This window comes from Klebsiella sp. F11, assembly GCF_056712265.1.
On the sequence record NZ_CM160060.1, the window covers coordinates 1383125 to 1402409 of the forward strand.

Here is a 19285-nt window from a genome sequence, read left to right on the forward strand (position 1 = left end):
CTATAATAGCGCCCGTTTCCCCCCTGGCTCATATTGAAAGCTTCGAAGACGAGAGACTTATGATGGAAATTTTGCGTGGTTCACCTGCACTGTCGGCATTTCGTATCAATAAACTGCTGGCACGTTTTCAGGCGGCCAACATCCCGGTAAGCACAATATATGCAGAGTATGTTCATTTTGCCGACCTGAACGCCCCGCTCGGCGGTGAGGATCGCGAGAGGCTGGCACGACTGCTCAAGTATGGCCCAAGCTTAAGTAGCCATACCCCAACCGGTAAATTACTGCTCGTCACTCCCCGCCCTGGCACCATCTCCCCCTGGTCTTCTAAAGCTACCGATATCGCCCATAACTGCGGCCTGGCACAGGTTGTGCGCCTTGAGCGCGGCGTGGCGTACTACGTTGAAGCCGGCACGCTGAGCGCAGAGCAGTGGGCCGTGGTTGCGGATGAGCTGCACGACCGAATGATGGAAAGCGTATTTAACGCGCTGGAAGAGGGCGAGAAGCTGTTCGCTCAGCATCAGCCGGCGCCGGTCACCAGCGTTGACCTGCTGGGCCAGGGTCGCCAGGCGCTGATTGACGCCAACCTCTGTCTGGGGCTGGCGCTGGCGGAAGACGAAATCGACTATCTGCAGGATGCCTTCAAAACGCTGGGCCGTAACCCGAACGATATCGAGCTGTATATGTTCGCGCAGGCTAACTCCGAGCACTGCCGCCACAAGATTTTTAACGCCGACTGGGTCATCGACGGCGAACAGCAGCCGAAGTCGCTGTTTAAGATGATCAAAAATACCTTTGAGAAGACCCCGGACTACGTCCTGTCCGCCTATAAAGATAACGCCGCGGTGATGGAAGGTTCAAACGTCGGTCGCTTTTTCGCCAGCCATCAGGAAGGGATTTACGACTACCACCAGGAAGCGGCGCATATCCTGATGAAGGTTGAAACGCATAACCACCCGACGGCGATTTCCCCGTGGCCGGGCGCGGCGACCGGCTCCGGCGGCGAAATCCGCGATGAGGGCGCAACCGGACGCGGGGCGAAACCCAAAGCGGGCCTGGTCGGGTTCTCGGTTTCTAACCTGCGCATCCCGGGCTTTGAACAGCCGTGGGAAGAAGATTTTGGCAAACCGGACCGCATCGTAACCGCGCTGGATATCATGACCGACGGCCCGCTGGGCGGCGCGGCGTTTAACAACGAATTTGGTCGTCCGGCGCTGAACGGCTACTTCCGCACCTATGAAGAAAAGGTTACCAGCCACAACGGTGAAGAGCTGCGCGGCTACCACAAGCCGATCATGCTGGCCGGCGGTATCGGCAACATTCGCGCCGAACACGTGCAGAAAGGCGAAATTAGCGTGGGGGCGAAGCTTATCGTCCTCGGCGGCCCGGCGATGAACATTGGCCTCGGCGGCGGCGCGGCATCGTCTATGGCATCCGGCCAGTCTGATGCGGACCTCGATTTTGCCTCCGTCCAGCGCGACAACCCGGAAATGGAGCGCCGCTGCCAGGAGGTTATTGACCGCTGCTGGCAGCTGGGCGACGCCAACCCGATTCTTTTTATCCACGACGTCGGCGCGGGCGGCCTTTCGAACGCGATGCCGGAGCTGGTGAGCGACGGCGGCCGTGGCGGTAAATTCCAGCTGCGCGATATTCTCAGCGATGAACCGGGCATGAGCCCGCTGGAAATCTGGTGTAACGAATCCCAGGAGCGCTACGTGCTGGCGGTGGCGCCGGACCAGCTGCCGCTGTTCGACGAGCTGTGCCGCCGCGAGCGCGCGCCTTACGCCGTGATCGGCGACGCTACCGAAGAGCTGCATCTGAATATGAGCGACAGCCATTTCAACGACCAGCCGATCGATCTGCCGCTGGACGTGCTGCTGGGTAAAACGCCGAAAATGACCCGCGACGTGCAGACCCTGAAGGCGAAAGGTGAAGCGCTGAACCGCCAGGGCATGACCGTTGCCGATGCGGTAAATCGCGTTTTGCACCTGCCGGCGGTGGCGGAAAAAACCTTCCTCGTCACCATCGGTGACCGTACCGTGACCGGTATGGTGGCGCGCGATCAGATGGTTGGCCCGTGGCAGATCCCGGTAGCTAACTGCGCGGTCACCACCGCCAGCCTCGATAGCTACTACGGCGAAGCGATGGCGCTTGGCGAACGCACGCCGGTGGCGTTACTGGACTTTGCCGCCTCCGCCCGCCTGGCGGTAGGGGAAGCGCTGACCAACATGGCGGCCACGCAGATTGGCGCGCTGAATCGCGTGAAGCTTTCGGCAAACTGGATGGCGGCGGCCGGACACCCGGGCGAAGATGCCGGCCTGTACGAAGCGGTGAAAGCGGTTGGCGAAGAGTTGTGTCCGGCTCTGGGTCTGACTATCCCGGTCGGCAAAGATTCGATGTCGATGAAAACCCGCTGGCAGGAAGGCGGCGAGCAGCGTGAGATGACTTCTCCGCTGTCGCTGGTGATCACCGCTTTTGCCCGCGTGGAAGATGTGCGTCGTACCGTCACGCCGCAGCTCTCCACCGAAGATAACGCCCTGCTGCTGATTGATTTAGGCAACGGCCGCAACGCGCTGGGCGCGACCGCGCTGGCGCAGGTCTATCGCCAGCTGGGCGATACTCCGGCGGACGTGCGCGACGTCGCGCAGCTGAAAGGCTTCTGGGACGCAATGCAGGCGCTGGTGGCTGAACGTAAGCTGCTGGCTTACCACGATCGTTCTGACGGCGGCCTGCTGGTGACGCTGGCCGAAATGGCCTTTACCGGCCACTGCGGCGTGGATGTGGATATCGCCGCGCTGGGCGACGATAGCCTGGCGGCGCTGTTCAACGAAGAGCTGGGCGGCGTGATTCAGGTCCGCGCCGCGGATCGCGAGGCGGTTGAAGCGCTGCTGGCGTCCCACGGCCTGGCGGAGTGCACCCACTACCTCGGTCAGGCAACGGCAGGCGACCGCTTTGTCATCACCGCCGACGGCAGCCCGGTATTCAGCGAAAGCCGCTCTACGCTGCGTACGTGGTGGGCAGAAACCACCTGGCAGATGCAGCGTCTGCGCGATAACCCCGAGTGTGCCGATAGCGAACACGCCGCGAAAGGCAACGACAGCGATCCGGGCCTCAACGTTAAGCTCTCCTTCGATATCAGCGATGATATCGCCGCGCCGTACATTGCGACCGGCGCGCGTCCGAAGGTGGCGGTGCTGCGCGAGCAGGGAGTCAACTCGCACGTGGAGATGGCCGCGGCCTTCCATCGCGCGGGCTTTGATGCCGTAGACGTGCACATGAGCGACCTGCTTGCCGGCCGTACCGGCCTGGCCGATTTCCAGGCGCTGGTAGCCTGCGGCGGCTTCTCCTACGGCGACGTGCTGGGGGCGGGCGAAGGCTGGGCGAAATCGATACTGTTCAACGACCGCGTGCGCGACGAGTTTGCGACCTTCTTCCATCGTCCGCAGACCCTGGCGCTGGGCGTGTGCAACGGCTGCCAGATGATGTCCAACCTGCGGGAGCTGATCCCGGGAAGCGACCTGTGGCCGCGCTTCGTGCGTAACCACTCCGACCGCTTTGAGGCGCGCTTCAGCCTGGTTGAAGTGACGCAAAGCCCGTCTCTGCTGCTGCAGGGGATGGTCGGCTCAATGATGCCTATCGCCGTTTCCCACGGCGAAGGGCAGGTGGAGGTTCGCGACGGCGCGCATCTGGCGCAGCTTGAGAGCAAAGGGCTGGTTGCGCTGCGCTTCGTGGATAACTTCGGTAAGGTCACCGAAAGCTATCCGGCGAACCCGAACGGCTCACCGAACGGGATTACCGCCGTCACCAGCGAAAGCGGTCGCGCTACCATCATGATGCCGCACCCTGAGCGCGTCTTCCGCACCGTGGCCAACTCCTGGCACCCGGAAAACTGGGGCGAGGACAGCCCGTGGATGCGTATCTTCCGCAACGCGCGTAAGCAGCTAGGCTAAACCGGTCCCAGGCGCTTTGCTCTAAAAGGCCTCCTGCAATAGCGGGGGGCCTTTTTGTTTGTGATGGATATCGCGGCAGGGTGTCGGGATTTACCGACAAACGCGGGGAAGGGGTGTCGCCAAATGGAGACATTTAAGTTGTTGATTTTAAAAGTTCCCATGAGGCCGGTTTTTAAGTGTTGCTAAATGGCGACACTGTGGCGAAAAATCAGACGTTGCAGTTCGGGGTGTTAAATGCATAAAACGCATTATATTTCATTGTGTTAATAAAATGTTTTGTAATGTGGCATAGAACGTGCATAATAATATGCAGTGGCTCATTCACCTTCTTATGTCAGCCCCTTCGGGATGCGCTACATAAACTTCGAATGACGCACAACAAGGTGCCTGCCGTCCAGCTCCTGATAATAGCTCCGCTTTATCAGCCATCGGGCGAAACGTCGAGTTAGGCACCGCCTTATTTCTTAATAAAGCCAGGCAAATGCCTGGCTTTATTATTTCCGCCCTATGGCAAGCCAGCGGCGTGATTATCCGCGCCGCTGACCGGCTTCGCCCCGGACCGTCGTCCTTCGTGCGGCAGATCCGCTGATTGCTCCTGTTACTCTGCGGCATCCTCGGTTAGCATCGTCTTAAGCTAACGTTTGAGGCTATATATTTGAAGCGACTCTCCCTTTTCCCCCGTTCGCTGCGCCAGCTGGTGACGCTCTCCTTTGTGCTGATCCTGCTACCGCTGCTGGTTCTGGCCTGGCAGGCGTGGCAGAGCCTGAACGCTCTCAGCGCCCAGGCCGCGCACATCAACCGGACCACGCTGGTCGACGCCCGCCGCAGCGAGGCCATGGTTAACGCTTCGCTGGAAATGGAGCGCAGCTACCGCCAGTACTGCGTGCTGGACGATCCGACGCTGGCGAAGGTTTATCAGAATCAGCGCCAGCGCTACAGCGAAATGCTGGACGCCCACGCCGGCGTCCTGCCGGATGAGAAAATCTGGCAGGCGCTGCGCCAGGATTTGAGCGACCTGGCGCAGCTGAGGTGTAAAAACAGCAGCCCTGAGGCAAAGTCCGCAGAGAGCCTGGAAGCCTTCGCCGCGAACAGCAGCATGATGGTGCAGGCCACCCGAACGGTCGTTTATTCCCGCGGGCAGCAGCTGCAGCAGGAGATCGCCGAACGCGGGCAGTTCTTCGGCTGGCAGGCGCTGGTGCTGTTCCTGCTTAGCCTGGCGCTGGTGCTGCTGTTTACCCGCATGATCATCGGCCCGGTAAAAGGAATTGAGAAGATGATTAACCGGCTGGGGGAAGGGAAGTCCCTGGATAACGCGGCGCTGTTTACCGGGCCGCGCGAGCTGCGCTCGGTCGGCGAGCGCATCATCTGGCTGAGCGAGCGCCTGGCCTGGCTGGAGTCGCAGCGGCATCAGTTTTTGCGCCATCTCTCCCATGAGCTGAAAACCCCCTTAGCCAGCATGCGCGAAGGTACGGAGCTGCTTGCCGACCGCGTCGCCGGGCCTTTGACCGCCGAGCAGCAGGAGATTGTCGAGATCCTTGATGGCAGCAGCCGCAACTTGCAAAAGCTGATTGAACAGCTGCTTGATTACAACCGTAAACAGGCCGACGGCCCGGTGGCGCGCGAGACGGTTAACCTGGCAGAGCTGGTCGAAAGCGTCGTTTCTGCCCACAGTCTGCCGGCAAGAGCTAAACTGATGCGAACGGATCTCAGCCTTGAGGCCCGCTTCTGCCAGGCGGAGCCGGCTTTGCTGACCAGCGTGCTGGATAATCTCTACTCCAATGCGGTGCACTATGGGGCTGAATCCGGTAACATTCATATCCATAGCTACCGGCACGGCGAGCAGGTGCGCATCGACGTAAGCAACAGCGGCGAGCCGATACCGCCGGCGGAAAGAAAAATGATTTTTGAGCCCTTTTATCAGGGAAGCCACCAGCGTAAAGGGGCGGTAAAAGGCAGCGGTCTCGGGTTAAGCATTGCGCGGGACTGCGTGCGACAAATGCAGGGCGAGCTCAGCCTGGTCGACGATAAACCGGGGCTTATCTGTTTTCGCATCACGCTCCCCGCCGCCGGGCCGGAAAAAATCAACACATAAATCAACAATGGGTGACTATGTCCCACTTTTTCGCATGGGTTCGTCCCGTCAAAGTCTGGCTGCTGTCCGGCATTTCCTGCCTGGCGCTGGCCGGATGTTCCGCGGCTTTATCGCCGCATACGGCAGGCGACAAGGCGCAGCCCGAACTGCCGCAGCACCAGGTGGCGGATTTCCTCTCGGTTGACTGCGCCGATATCTGGTCCCTGAACGGTGATATCAGCGACAAAAATCCGCTCTACTGGCTGCGCGGAATTGACTGCGCCGATCGCCTTTCTCCAGTGCAGGCGCGGGCGGAAGCCCGGCTGCACGATGACGACCGCTGGCAGAATGCGTTTAAGCGCGGCATTTTGCTGGCGGACGCCAAAATTACCCCGGATGAGCGGCGCGAGCTGGTTTCTCGCCTGGATACCTTCAGCGCGCAAATAGCCGTGCAGGTGCGCCCGCTTTATCAGCTCTGGCGCGACGGCCAGAGCCGGCAGCTGCAGCTGGTGGAAGAGCGCTCCCGCTACGCGAAGCTACAGCAGACCAACGATGTCGAGCTCGACGCGCTGCGCCAGCAGGAGCAGCAGCTGCGCGGCGAGCTGGAGCTCACCACGCGTAAGCTGGAAAACCTCACCGACATTGAGCGTCAGCTCTCCAGCCGCAAGCCGGGAGGAAATTTTAATTCTGACGTCGGTCACGGCGGCGATAAAGTCCCGGAGGCCACTCATGACGAGCCGTAAACCCGCGCGCCTGCTGCTGGTGGACGATGATCCGGGGCTGCTGAAGCTGCTGGGGATGCGCCTTGTCAGCGAAGGCTACAGCGTGGTCACTGCCGAAAGCGGCCCCGAGGCGCTGCGCGTGCTGGGGCGCGATAAGGTCGATCTGGTGGTCAGCGATTTGCGCATGGATGAAATGGACGGCCTGCAGCTGTTTGCCGAAATCCAGAAGGTGCAGCCGGGAATGCCGGTGATTATTCTCACCGCCCACGGATCGATTCCCGAGGCGGTGGCCGCGACCCAGCAGGGGGTATTCAGCTTCCTGACCAAGCCGGTGGACAAAGACGCGCTATATAAAGCCATTGATGACGCGCTGGAGCACAGCGCGCCGGCGACGGATGAGCGCTGGCGCCAGGCGATTGTGACCCGCAGCCCGCTGATGCAGCGTCTGCTGGAGCAGGCGGGGATGGTGGCGCAGTCGGACGTCAGCGTGCTGATTAACGGCCAGAGCGGCACCGGCAAAGAGATCGTCGCTCAGGCGATTCATAACGCCAGCCCGCGTCACGCCAAGCCGTTTGTCGCCATCAACTGCGGCGCCCTGCCGGAGCAGCTGCTGGAGTCGGAGCTGTTTGGCCACGCCCGCGGCGCCTTTACCGGCGCGGTCAGCAATCGCGAAGGGCTATTTCAGGCCGCCGAAGGGGGCACGCTGTTTCTCGATGAGATCGGCGATATGCCGGTGGCCCTGCAGGTAAAACTGCTGCGCGTCCTGCAGGAGCGCAAGGTGCGCCCGCTGGGCAGCAACCGCGATATCGACATCGACGTGCGAATCATCTCCGCCACCCACCGCGACCTGCCGAAGGCGATGGCCCGCGGCGAGTTCCGCGAAGATCTGTTTTATCGTCTGAACGTAGTGAACCTGAAGATCCCGCCTCTCGCCGATCGAACCGAGGATATTCCGCTTCTTGCCAACCACCTGCTGCGGCAGTCGGCCGACCGGCATAAGCCGTTTGTCCGCGCCTTCTCCACCGACGCGATGAAGCGGCTGATGGCCGCTAAATGGCCGGGCAACGTGCGCCAGCTGGTGAACGTGATTGAGCAGTGCGTGGCGCTGACCTCATCGCCGGTAATCGGCGACGCTCTGGTGGAGCAGGCGCTGGAAGGCGAAAATACCGCGCTGCCGACCTTTGTCGAGGCGCGCAATCAGTTTGAGCTGAACTACCTGCGCAAGCTGCTGCAAATTACCAAAGGCAACGTGACGCACGCGGCGAGGATGGCCGGACGCAACCGCACCGAATTTTATAAACTGCTGTCGCGCCACGAGCTCGACGCCAACGACTTTAAAGAGTAGCTCCGCGCCATAGCGCAAGTTATGATACGGTGAGCAACCGGTTACGCGACTAAGAGCCTATCCCACCAGGCGTTATTGTCGCAGGCAGTTTGAACACGGACAGCGCGGAAAAACCGGAGCGTACACGTAGTACGTGAGGATTTTGAGCACTGCCCAGGTTCAAAATGGCAAGTAAAATAGCCTTAGTGGTATAGGCTCTAAGACAGGAACACCATGAAAAAGATTGATGCGATTATTAAACCTTTCAAGCTGGATGACGTGCGTGAAGCGCTGGCGGAAGTCGGCATCACTGGGATGACGGTAACGGAAGTGAAGGGCTTCGGCCGTCAGAAGGGCCATACCGAGCTGTACCGCGGTGCGGAGTATATGGTGGATTTTCTGCCAAAAGTGAAAATCGAAATCGTGGTTACGGATGATATCGTCGATACCTGCGTGGATACCATTATCCGCACGGCGCAGACCGGTAAAATCGGCGATGGCAAAATCTTTGTCTTTGACGTGGCGCGCGTGATTCGTATCCGCACCGGGGAAGAAGACGACGAAGCGATTTAAGTTTTAACCCTCTCCCCGGCGGGGAGAGGGGCAGCAATTACAGCACCTTATGCGGGCCAAAGCATTCGTAATGAATGCGTTCGCCGTTCACGCCTAGCGCCACCAGCTGCTTCGCCGCGTGCTGCATAAAGGCGACCGGGCCGCAGAGGTAGAACTGCATCAGCGGGTCGCGCAGGCCCTCTGCCTGAGCGGTCAAATCCATCAAACCTTCGCTATTAAAACGCGCCGCCTGACGGTCCTTTTCGCCAGGGCTGCGATACCAGACGTGAGAAGCAAACTTAGGCAGGGCCGCACCCAGCGCGCTGACCTCATCGGCAAAGGCGTGAACCTCGCCGTTTTCCGCCGCGTGGAACCAGTTAACCTGCGCCGGATGCTGCGCTTTGGCCAGCGAATCCAGCATCGCCAGCATTGGCGTCTGACCGACGCCGCCGGAAAGCAGGGTTACCGGGGTTTCGGCGTCAACGGTAAGGAAGAAGTCGCCCGCCGGCGCCGCCAGGTGCACCACGTCCCCTTCGCTTGACGCATTGTGCAGCCAGTTCGATACCTGGCCGCCGTTCTCGCGCTTCACGGCAATGCGATAGCCTTTGCCATCCGCCTTACGCGTCAGGGAGTACTGGCGAATTTCCTGATATTCAAACCCTTCGGGCTTCAGCCAGACGGCCAGGTACTGGCCCGGCTGATAATCAGCCACCGGCCGGCCGTCCACCGGTTCCATCTCGAAGCTGGTGATCAGCGCGCTGCGCGGGGTTTTCTTCACGATGCGAAACGCGCGGGTCCCTTCCCAGCCGCCGGTCTTGCGGGCGCTATCCTGATAGATTTCGGCTTCGCGGTTGATAAAGACGTTTGCCAGCACGCCGTAGGCCTTGCCCCAGGCGTCGAGCACTTCCTGACCCGGGCTGAACATTTCATCCAGCGTCGCCAGCAGGTGGCCGCCGACAATATTGTACTGCTCCGGCCTGATCTGGAAGCTGGTGTGCTTCTGGGCGATTTTTTCTACCGCCGGCAGCAGGGCCGCCAGGTTGTCGATATTGCTCGCGTAGGCGGCAATAGCGTTAAACAGCGCCTCACGCTGATCGCCGTTACGCTGGTTGCTCATATTGAAGATTTCTTTGAGTTCGGGGTTATGAGCAAACATGCGATCGTAGAAGTGGGCGGTCAGCTTCGGACCGGTTTCAACCAGCAGGGGAATGGTGGCTTTGACCGTAGCGATGGTTTGAGCGTCGAGCATAGCAGCTTCCTTTAGTGTTATCTTAATGATGCATTTTAAATGCATCTTATATAAATAACCCTGCAATGTAAATGGTTCTTTAACACTCTCCCTCGAACCAGTTACAACATGAGAAATTTACATCACAAACCTGAAAAGAAATCCGTTGATACTTGCAGAGACGTTATTGCTCAAAGCCTTGTACCATGCGGAGCCAAACGTTTGCGTAAAATCGTTTGTCAAGACCTGTTATCACCGAACGATTCAGTTATACTGTGGGCCGTCGCCCAAAAAGGCCCCCTTTTAGAGCTGTAATCTATTGTTAGCTGAGCAGGAGATGCGGATGTTAAAGCGTGAAATGAACATTGCCGATTATGATGCCGAACTGTGGCAGGCTATGGAGCAGGAAAAAGTACGTCAGGAAGAGCACATCGAACTGATCGCCTCCGAGAACTACACCAGCCCGCGCGTGATGCAGGCCCAGGGTTCCCAGCTGACCAACAAATATGCCGAAGGCTATCCGGGCAAGCGCTACTACGGCGGTTGCGAATACGTTGATATCGTCGAGCAGCTGGCTATCGATCGCGCAAAAGAGCTGTTTGGCGCCGACTACGCCAACGTCCAGCCGCACTCCGGTTCGCAGGCTAACTTCGCGGTTTACACCGCTCTGCTGCAGCCGGGCGATACCGTTCTCGGTATGAACCTGGCGCAGGGCGGCCACCTGACTCACGGCTCCCCGGTTAACTTCTCCGGCAAGCTGTACAACATCATTCCTTACGGTATTGATGAGTCCGGTAAAATTGACTATGAAGATATGGCGAAGCAGGCGCAGACCCACAAGCCGAAGATGATCATCGGCGGCTTCTCTGCCTATTCCGGCATCGTTGACTGGGCAAAAATGCGTGAAATCGCCGACAGCATCGGCGCATACCTGTTCGTTGATATGGCGCACGTTGCCGGCCTGATCGCCGCGGACGTTTACCCGAACCCGGTTCCGCACGCTCACGTTGTCACCACAACCACGCACAAAACCCTGGCGGGTCCGCGCGGCGGCCTGATCCTGGCGAAAGGCGGCGACGAAGAGCTGTACAAAAAGCTGAACTCTGCCGTCTTCCCAAGCGCGCAGGGCGGCCCGCTGATGCACGTTATCGCCGCGAAAGCCGTGGCGCTGAAAGAAGCGATGGAGCCAGAGTTCAAAGTCTACCAGCAGCAGGTCGCGAAAAACGCCAAAGCGATGGTGGAAGTGTTCCTGAACCGCGGCTATAAAGTGGTGTCCGGCGGGACTGAAAACCACCTGTTCCTGCTGGATCTGGTGGATAAGAACCTGACCGGTAAAGAAGCTGACGCCGCCCTCGGCCGCGCCAACATCACCGTCAACAAAAACAGCGTGCCGAACGATCCGAAGAGCCCGTTCGTGACTTCCGGTATCCGCATCGGTTCTCCGGCCGTGACTCGCCGCGGCTTCAAAGAAGCGGAAGTGAAAGAGCTGGCCGGCTGGATGTGTGACATTCTGGACAACATCAATGACGAAGCGGTAACCGAGCGCGTTAAAGGTAAAGTTCTGGATATCTGCGCCCGCTTCCCGGTTTACGCATAACGCTTAGCTGTTGAAAGCGAATAAAAGGCCGCGAATGCGGCCTTTTTTACGTCCGTTGCCCGGCGATTAACGCCGGTCGAGGGAGAGGGTGCCCGGGCCGACTATCGCCAGCAGCAGGAAGGCGCCGGCAATGCTGACGTTTTTATAGAAGTTAATCATATTTGGCAGCACCGCATCGCCAGACATATCCCAGAAATGGTGGCCGATAACCGCCGTGCCGAGGGTATAAAAAATAAAGATGACCGCCAGCGGACGCGTGAAGAAGCCGAGAATAATCAGAATCGCCGCCGGAACCTCCATCACGATGGCGATAATGGCCGCCAGCGTCGGCAGCGGCGCGCCGGATGAAGCCATATACTGCACGGTGCCGCTAAAACCCATCAGCTTGGGGTAGCCAAAAATAATAAACAGCAGCACCACGGCAATTCGCGCAATCAGCAGCAGCAGGTGGCGCGAGGAACCAAAATCAAAATAGCGTAATGCGTTCATAACCAGCACCTTATGAAAGACGAGTTATTTAAACGTAATACACAATTTTGCTCCCCGCCACGCGCTGTCCGGGATTAGCGCAGCGTTTGTAGCTGCTCCTCAATGTACAGATAACCGATGCCCATCAGCTGCTGCGCCCGGGTTAGCTGGCCGAAGCCGATGTGGGTGGCGCGAGTGCGGGGGGCATCCCGATGATCAAAAGGATTGAACCCGGTCTGTCTGATAATGGTATTTAGCCACTCCTCGCCGAAGCCGCAGCTGCGCCCATAGAATAAAATATTGTTTATATTCAATATGTTCAAGAAATTGTAGAGACTAAGCCCGATGGCGTTTGCGGAGTCTTCCACCCAGGTATGAAGGCGTGAGTCACCCTGCTGCCATTTTTCGATTAGGGCATCGATGGTCAGCGCTTCCGGATTATCTGCGAGATCGGGCTGCGTTTTAAGCCATATCCGCGCCTGTTTTTGCAACGCGCTGAGGGAGGCCACGGTCTCCAGGCAGCCGTAGCGGCCACAATCGCAGGCTACGCCGTCAGGATTAATAATGGTGTGGCCAATCTGGCCGCTGCCATAAAGGCTACCTCGCCAGACCTGGTCGTTGATAACAAACGAGGAGCCAATACCGTAATCGACGTTGATAACGCAGAAGTCCCGATACTGCCCGTCATTTTGCCATTTCTCCGCCAGGGCCAGCATCACGCAGTCGTTATCGACCATTACGCGAACGTTGAGCTTTTCTTCCAGCAGATATTTCATCTCCACGGGCTGTTTCCAGGGAGCTTGCGGCATGGTCTGGGAGACCCCCGTTCCCGCATCAACCTGCCCATGAACCGCCAGAGCCAGATTGATTTTACGCCTGGGCCAGTTCTTACGGTATTGATGCCAGCACTTCTCAATCGCTGCCAGCAGCGCCTGAGGGGTTGGGGCGTCGATGGCGTGATATTCAACGTCACCTTTCGCACTCAGACAGGCGTTGCCAAGCTGACACTCGATGCTGGTTGGCGTGATGTTCATGCATAGAGTCCAGTCGCCGTCGGGTGCGATAAGCCAGGCGCCGCTGCTATGGCCGCGGGCGAGGCTGTCGTCCTGTACGTTGACCACGCGTCCTTCTTCTTCCAGCTCCTGGAGAATATTGCTGACCGCGGGGATCGAGATTTGTGCCAGCCGCGCGAGCGCCGATTTACTGGCTCGTTTCTTACGGTACAGATACTCCAGCAGCACGCCCTTGTTGTAATGGCGGATTTGCTGATTGTTAATGCAGGCTTTCATAAACTAAACCTTGTTAACTAAATTGCGTGATTATTGTGCGTAAATGCGCTGATTCTGTCTATTAAACTGCTCTCATTATTTCACTTCAGTATGTCTTGTTAACTTTGAGGGCATTATGAGTTCAGTAAACGTTTGGCAGGAAACGGTACATATTCCAACCTATGAAACGGGGGCTCAGGACGTTCATCCCATGTTCCTGGAAAATCGGGTTTATCAAGGATCTTCCGGGGCGGTGTATCCCTATGGCGTGACGGATACGCTGAGTGAGGAAAAAACGCTGAAGGCCTGGCAGGCGGTGTGGCTGGAAAATGATTACATCAAAATCATGATCCTACCCCAGCTGGGAGGCCGGGTGCACCGCGCGTGGGATAAGGTCAGACAGCGTGATTTCGTTTATCACAATGATGTTATCAAACCCGCGCTGGTTGGCCTGCTTGGCCCATGGATCTCCGGGGGGATTGAGTTTAACTGGCCGCAGCACCACCGTCCCACCACCTATATGCCGGTTGATTTTACGATTAGCGAAAACGACGATGGCTCAAAAACCGTTTGGGTTGGTGAGACGGAGCCGATGCATGGGTTGCAGGTAATGACCGGGTTTACTCTGCGCCCTCAGCGCGCGGCGTTGGAGATTGGGAGCCGGGTCTACAACAGCAATGCCACGCCGCGCCACTTCTTGTGGTGGGCGAATCCGGCGGTTAAAGGCGGCGATGGGCATCAAAGCGTATTCCCTCCGGATGTTACTGCGGTGTTCGATCACGGCAAACGTGCGGTTTCATCGTTCCCAATTGCCACCGGCACCTATTACAAGGTGGACTATTCGGCCGGCGTCGACATCTCGCGCTACAAAAATGTCCCGGTACCGACTTCCTATATGGCAGAAAAGTCAGAGTACGATTTCGTCGGCGCCTGGTGCCATGATGAAGATGGCGGGCTGCTGCACGTCGCAGATCATCACATTGCGCCGGGGAAAAAGCAGTGGAGCTGGGGTTACAGCGAGTTTGGTCAAGCGTGGGACAAGAATCTGACGGATGACAATGGACCCTATATCGAGCTGATGACCGGCATTTTTGCCGATAATCAGCCGGATTTTACCTGGCTCGATCCGTTTGAAGAAAAGCGATTTGAACAATACTTCCTGCCTTACCATTCTCTGGGCATGGTACAGAACGCTTCGCGCGATGCGGTGATCAAACTGCAGCGTGAAGAGAGCGGCATTGTATGGGGGCTCTATGCTATTTCGCCGCTGACCGCCTATCGGCTCAGGGTTAGCGAAGAGGGCAACCCGCAGCTGCTGCTGGATGAAATGATTGAGCTGACGCCATGCGTTGCCGCTCAAGGGACGTTAGCAGGTATTGATCCAGCTCGCCTGACGATGGAGCTGCTGGATAGTCACGGCAGATGCGTTTTGCGCTATCAGGAACATCAGCCGCAGGAGCTACCGTTGCCGGAAGTGGCGGTAACGCCCTTAAGCGCCAGTGCGATAAGCAGCGTGGATGAAGCGTGGTTTATTGGTCAGCACCTGGAGCAGTATCATCACGCCAGCCGCTCGCCGTTTGACTACTACCTGCGCGGCGTTGAGCTTGACCCGCAGGATTATCGCTGCAATCTGGCGCTGGCGATGCTGGAATATAACCGCTCTGACTACCCGCAAACCATCGAGTATGCGACCCAGGCGCTGTCGCGCGCGCATCGGTTGAACAAAAATCCGCAGTGTGGGCAGGCGAGTTTGATTCGCGCCAGCGCCAGAGAGCGATTGCAGCAGTGGCATGATGCGCAGGAGGATTTTTGGCGCGCGGTGTGGAGTGGCAATAGCAAGGCTGGGGGATATTATGGACTTGCCCGGCTGGCGACGCGTAGCGAACGCTACGAGGATGCGCTGGCATTTTGTCGGCAGAGCCTGCTGGCGTGTCCCACTAATCAGGATGTGCTGTCGCTAGAGATCTTCTTACTGCACCTCACCAGTCGTCGCAGCCAGGCCCTACGGCAGATTGAAACGCTGTTGGTCGACTATCCGCTAAATCCTACCTTGTGGTGGCTCAATGCAACAATATCAGGAGCTGAAGCGGATACGGCGCGATGGCTAGCAATATGCCAGTCGCGGGATATTAACGCGCTGCTGACCGCCGGGCTGGTGCTGAGCTGGGGAATGCCGGGGCAGGCGAAAGTTGTACTGGAGACGCTTAACTGTAAGAAGACGCTACCTCTCTATTTACAGGCCAGCCTGGCCGAAGGAAGCGAGCGCATCGCACTGATCAACCGCGCTCGTGAGGCGTTTCCTGACTTCGTGCGTTTCCCCAATCTGCTGGTGGAAGTGGCTGCGCTGGAGAATATAACCGAATGTTATTTTGCTCATCATCTGCTTGCCTGTTTCCACTATAGCCGGCGTAACTATGAGAAAGCGACGCAGCTGTGGCATCGCTGCGTTGAAATGGCTCCTGATTTTGCCGATGCCTGGCGAGGGCTGGCGATTCATGCATGGAATAAACAGAGTGATGCCCGCCTGGCGGCAGAGTATCTGGATAAAGCCTGCGCCCTGCAGCCGCAGGATGCTCGTCTGCTTTTTGAACGTGACCTGCTGGATAAGCTGACCGCGGTGGCGTCGGAAAAACGTCTTGCCCGGCTGGAGGCCAATCTCGCGACCGCCTTGAAACGCGATGATTTAACGGCGGAGCTGCTTCATCTTTGGCACCTGGCAGGCAGCGCTGAGCAGGCGGCAAACGTGCTCGCTACGCGTAAATTCCACCCCTGGGAAGGCGGTGAAGGCAAGGTGACCAGCCAGTTTGTTATCAACCAGTTATTACGTGCCTGGCAGTATCTTCAGCAGCAGCAGCCGCAGCAGGCGGAAGCGCTACTGCTATCGGCGCTGCACTATCCGGAAAACCTGAGCGAAGGGCGTCTCCCGGGACAGACGGATAACGATATCTGGTTCTGGCTCGGCGTTTGCGCCAGGCAGCAAGGCATGGAAGAACGCGCGGTCGAGTGCTTCCGCAAGGCAGCGTCGGGGGACCGGACGATCAATATTCATAGCTACTACAACGATCAGCCGGTGGACTACCTCTTCTGGCAAGGCGTGGCTCTGCGGATGCTTGGCGATCGTCTGAACAGCGAACATCTTTTCACTGAAATGTTGCAGTGGGCTGAGCATATGGAAACGGCGCGAATAGAGGCCGATTTCTTCGCGGTGTCGCAGCCTGACCTGCTGGCGTTATATGCCGATATCCAAAAGCAGCATCAGGAGAAGTGCCTTTTAGTACGAGTTCTGGCGACCGCAGGATTAGGCGGCGGATCGAGGTATGAACAGGCGCTGTCGGAACTGGAGGCGTTAAACCCAGCCTGGGCGAAAGCGGCGTTATTCCTGAAAACGCTGCCGTTTGTGCTGCACCTCATTAACTAAAGAGGGTTTACTGTAATTTTTGAGCGGTCTGACCTGCCGCTCTCATCGAGATGTTTAGAATATGTGAAATCGTGCTGCGGCAGGCCCGCCTGCCGTAGAAGCTAAACAACAATAAATGCCTGACCCTACAGGAGGCACGTATGTCTAAAAATAAGGCAGTCTCATTTTTTTTCTGTTTACTGTTAACGTCGTTGAGTATTTCAGTCCCCGGCTATAGCGCAATAAAAGATATCACCGTTGGAGCTATCTACCTCGATACCCAAGGTTATTACGCCGGCGTGCGGCAAGGGGTTCAGGATGCGGCAAAAAGCACCGATGCGAAAATCCAGCTGATTGAAACCAACGCGCAAGGCGATATTTCTAAAGAGAGTTCATTTATCGATACGCTGGTGGCGCGTAACGTCGACGCCATCATTCTTTCCGCCGTTTCAGAAAATGGCAGTAGCCGCGCGGTGCGTCGGGCCAACGAAGCCGGTATTCCGGTGATTTGCTACAACACCTGTATTAATGAGAAAGGAGTCGACAAATATGTCTCTGCCTATCTGGTTGGCGACCCACTTGAGTTCGGTAAAAAGCTTGGCGAGGCGGCGGCAGATTATTTTATTGCCAACAAAATTAGCGCACCGAAAATTGCGGTCATCAACTGTGAAGCATTCGAAGTATGCGTACAGCGGCGCAAAGGTTTTGAAGCCGCGCTGAAGGCGCGAGTTCCGGATATGCAGATTGTCGCGAATCAGGAAGGAACCGTTCTGGACAAGGCTATTTCGGTTGGTGAGAAACTGATTATCTCCTCGCCTGATCTGGACGCCATTATGGGAGAGTCTGGTGGCGCAACGCTGGGGGCGGTAAAAGCGGTTCGCAACCAAAATAAGGCCGATAAAATCGCCGTATTTGGCTCCGATATGACCACCGAGATTGCCCAGGAGTTAAACAGCCATCAGGTACTAAAAGCGGTGGTGGATATTTCCGGCAAGAAGATGGGTAACGCCGTTTTCGCGCAAACGCTGAATGTGATTAATAAAACCCCGCCAGCAAATAAGATTATCCCGGTTGCTATCGATATCTATACCAAATCTGAAGACGGTAAGCAGTGGCTGGCAACGCATGTCGATGGTTTGCCTTAATTCCCCTGTCGAACGCTGAGGTAAAGACCCAATGACGGCAACAGAAAAAACGGCGGTGCCGGTGGCACAGATCTTAGGGGGAAATAAGCGTTATCCCGGCGTAGTCGCGCTGGATAACGTTGATTTTACGCTATCAAAAGGTGAGGTTCGGGCGTTATTGGGGAAAAATGGCGCCGGGAAGTCCACCCTAATCCGCATGTTGACCGGAAGCGAAAGCCCCGATAGCGGCGAGATTTGGCTGGCCGGCACGCGTCTTGAGGGGAATGACGCAACGCTAACCCGCCGGGCAGCGGAGCTGGGGGTCAGAGCCGTGTACCAGGAGTTAAGCCTGGTAGAGGGATTAACGGTGGCAGAGAACCTCTGTCTCGGCCAGTGGCCGCGCCGCAATGGCATGGTTGACCAAAGCATTATGGCCCGCCAGGCCAGAGATGCATTGGCCGCGCTTGGCGCTGATGTTCCGCCAGATGCGCTGGTCGACACGCTCAGTCCGGCGCAAAAGCAGCTGGTAGAGATAGCTCGCGTGATGAAAGGTCAGCCGCGGGTGGTGATTCTTGATGAGCCAACCAGCTCGCTGGCCAACGCAGAGGTCGAGCTGGTGATCAACGCGGTGAAGCGAATGTCGGCCCTAGGCGTTGCTGTGGTTTATGTCAGCCATCGCATGGAGGAGATCCGCCGCATCGCCTCTTGCGCCACCATTATGCGCGATGGCCAGGTAGCAGGCGACGTCACGCTGGAGAGCACAACAACCCAGGAAATCGTATCGCTGATGCTGGGAAGGGAGCATATCGATCTTCCGCTGGTTAAATCTGAAATCGCGCTGACAACCCCGGTACTGCAGGTGGCCCGGCTGCGTCATCCACCCAAGCTTCAGAATATTAATTTTACCCTGCACCGTGGCGAAGTGCTGGGTATTGCCGGGCTGCTGGGATCGGGGCGTAGCGAACTACTAAAGGCCATTATCGGTTTAGAAACGTTTGCTGAGGGGGAAGTCACGCTAAATGGTACGCGCATCTCGCGTCCGCGGTATACCTCAATGCTCAAGAGCGGAGTGGGCTACACCCCGGAAAATCGTAAGGAGGCGGGCATTATTCCGCTGCTGGGCGTGGATGAAAATACGGTGATGACCAACCGGCATAAAGTTAGTCGGCGCGGCATTCTGAACTGGCAGAGGATCCAGCAATTGACCGCCGCGGTCATGAGCCGAATGACGGTCAAGGCGGCGAATACGGAGACCGCAATCGGGACGCTATCGGGCGGCAATCAGCAAAAAGTAGTGATTGGCCGCTGGGTTTACGCCGGAAGCGAAATTTTGCTTCTTGATGAGCCCACCCGCGGTGTTGATATCGAAGCTAAGCAGCAGATTTATCGTATTGTGAGGGAGCTTGCGGCTGAAGGAAAAAGCGTCGTATTTATTTCCAGCGAAGTAGAGGAGCTGCCTTTAGTCTGCGATCGTATTTTACTGTTGCAAAACGGCGAATTTACTCGCGAGCTTTTAGCTCCCGTTAATGTCGATGAATTAATGTCGGCAATTCTATCCACGCATTAGCCATAACGTTTATTGAGGAA

Annotated in this window: 12 protein-coding genes; 9 read left to right on the plus strand and 3 right to left on the minus strand. The window is 57.4% G+C overall.

Translation table 11 applies throughout. From position 1 onward, the window contains the following. The first annotated feature begins 59 nt into the window (after window positions 1-59). The 5 genes from purL to glnB all read left to right on the plus strand — a co-directional run bounded on the left by purL (window position 60) and on the right by glnB (window position 8637). Window positions 60-3947, plus strand: coding sequence for a phosphoribosylformylglycinamidine synthase (gene purL / locus AC1M2H_RS06945; RefSeq protein ID WP_480150803.1), 3888 nt, complete (start codon window positions 60-62; stop codon window positions 3945-3947). 655 nt (window positions 3948-4602) lie between these two features. Continuing rightward, complete coding sequence (locus AC1M2H_RS06950) at window positions 4603-6039, plus strand: sensor histidine kinase (RefSeq protein ID WP_480150804.1); 1437 nt, start codon at window positions 4603-4605, stop codon at window positions 6037-6039. Window positions 6040-6056: 17 nt separating this feature from the next. Beyond that, on the plus strand, window positions 6057-6761 hold the full coding sequence (gene qseG / locus AC1M2H_RS06955) for a two-component system QseEF-associated lipoprotein QseG (RefSeq protein ID WP_480150805.1): 705 nt from the start codon (window positions 6057-6059) through the stop codon (window positions 6759-6761). Further along, the gene (gene glrR, locus AC1M2H_RS06960) at window positions 6748-8085 is read left to right on the plus strand and encodes a two-component system response regulator GlrR (protein WP_480150806.1); all 1338 of its coding nucleotides are present in this window, start codon (window positions 6748-6750) and stop codon (window positions 8083-8085) included. The genes qseG and glrR overlap by 14 nt, the downstream gene beginning before the upstream one ends. A gap of 213 nt (window positions 8086-8298) precedes the next feature. Next, entirely contained in the window at window positions 8299-8637 is a 339-nt protein-coding gene (gene glnB / locus AC1M2H_RS06965) for a nitrogen regulatory protein P-II (protein ID WP_041146740.1), read from the plus strand. 37 nt (window positions 8638-8674) lie between these two features. Here the strand turns inward: glnB and hmpA are convergent, their stop codons facing one another. Next, entirely contained in the window at window positions 8675-9865 is a 1191-nt protein-coding gene (gene hmpA / locus AC1M2H_RS06970) for an NO-inducible flavohemoprotein (RefSeq protein WP_480150807.1), read from the minus strand. 322 nt (window positions 9866-10187) lie between these two features. On the opposite strand from hmpA, the gene glyA reads away from it, so the two are divergent. After that, window positions 10188-11441 (plus strand): serine hydroxymethyltransferase, encoded by a 1254-nt coding sequence (glyA, locus tag AC1M2H_RS06975; protein ID WP_480150808.1) that lies wholly within the window; start codon window positions 10188-10190, stop codon window positions 11439-11441. Window positions 11442-11507: 66 nt separating this feature from the next. Here glyA and AC1M2H_RS06980 read toward each other — a convergent pair whose 3' ends face one another. Continuing rightward, window positions 11508-11930 carry a DoxX family protein gene (locus tag AC1M2H_RS06980; RefSeq protein ID WP_480150809.1) on the minus strand — a complete coding sequence of 141 codons (423 nt, stop codon included), beginning with the start codon at window positions 11928-11930 and terminating at the stop codon, window positions 11508-11510. Between the two features lie 74 nt (window positions 11931-12004). After that, the gene (locus AC1M2H_RS06985; RefSeq protein WP_480150810.1) at window positions 12005-13198 is read right to left on the minus strand and encodes an ROK family transcriptional regulator; all 1194 of its coding nucleotides are present in this window, start codon (window positions 13196-13198) and stop codon (window positions 12005-12007) included. A 115-nt stretch (window positions 13199-13313) separates the two neighbouring features. On the opposite strand from AC1M2H_RS06985, the gene AC1M2H_RS06990 reads away from it, so the two are divergent. The 3 genes from AC1M2H_RS06990 (at window position 13314) to AC1M2H_RS07000 (ending at window position 19265) form a co-directional block, all read left to right on the plus strand. Next, a complete protein-coding gene (locus AC1M2H_RS06990) occupies window positions 13314-16595 on the plus strand; it encodes a DUF5107 domain-containing protein (protein WP_480150811.1) in 3282 nt (1093 codons plus the stop codon). Between the two features lie 140 nt (window positions 16596-16735). Further along, window positions 16736-17719: a substrate-binding domain-containing protein gene (locus tag AC1M2H_RS06995; protein ID WP_480150812.1), complete on the plus strand. Its 984-nt coding sequence runs from the start codon at window positions 16736-16738 to the stop codon at window positions 17717-17719. Window positions 17720-17750: 31 nt separating this feature from the next. Continuing rightward, window positions 17751-19265 (plus strand): sugar ABC transporter ATP-binding protein, encoded by a 1515-nt coding sequence (locus AC1M2H_RS07000; RefSeq protein WP_480150813.1) that lies wholly within the window; start codon window positions 17751-17753, stop codon window positions 19263-19265. Window positions 19266-19285: the final 20 nt, after the last annotated feature.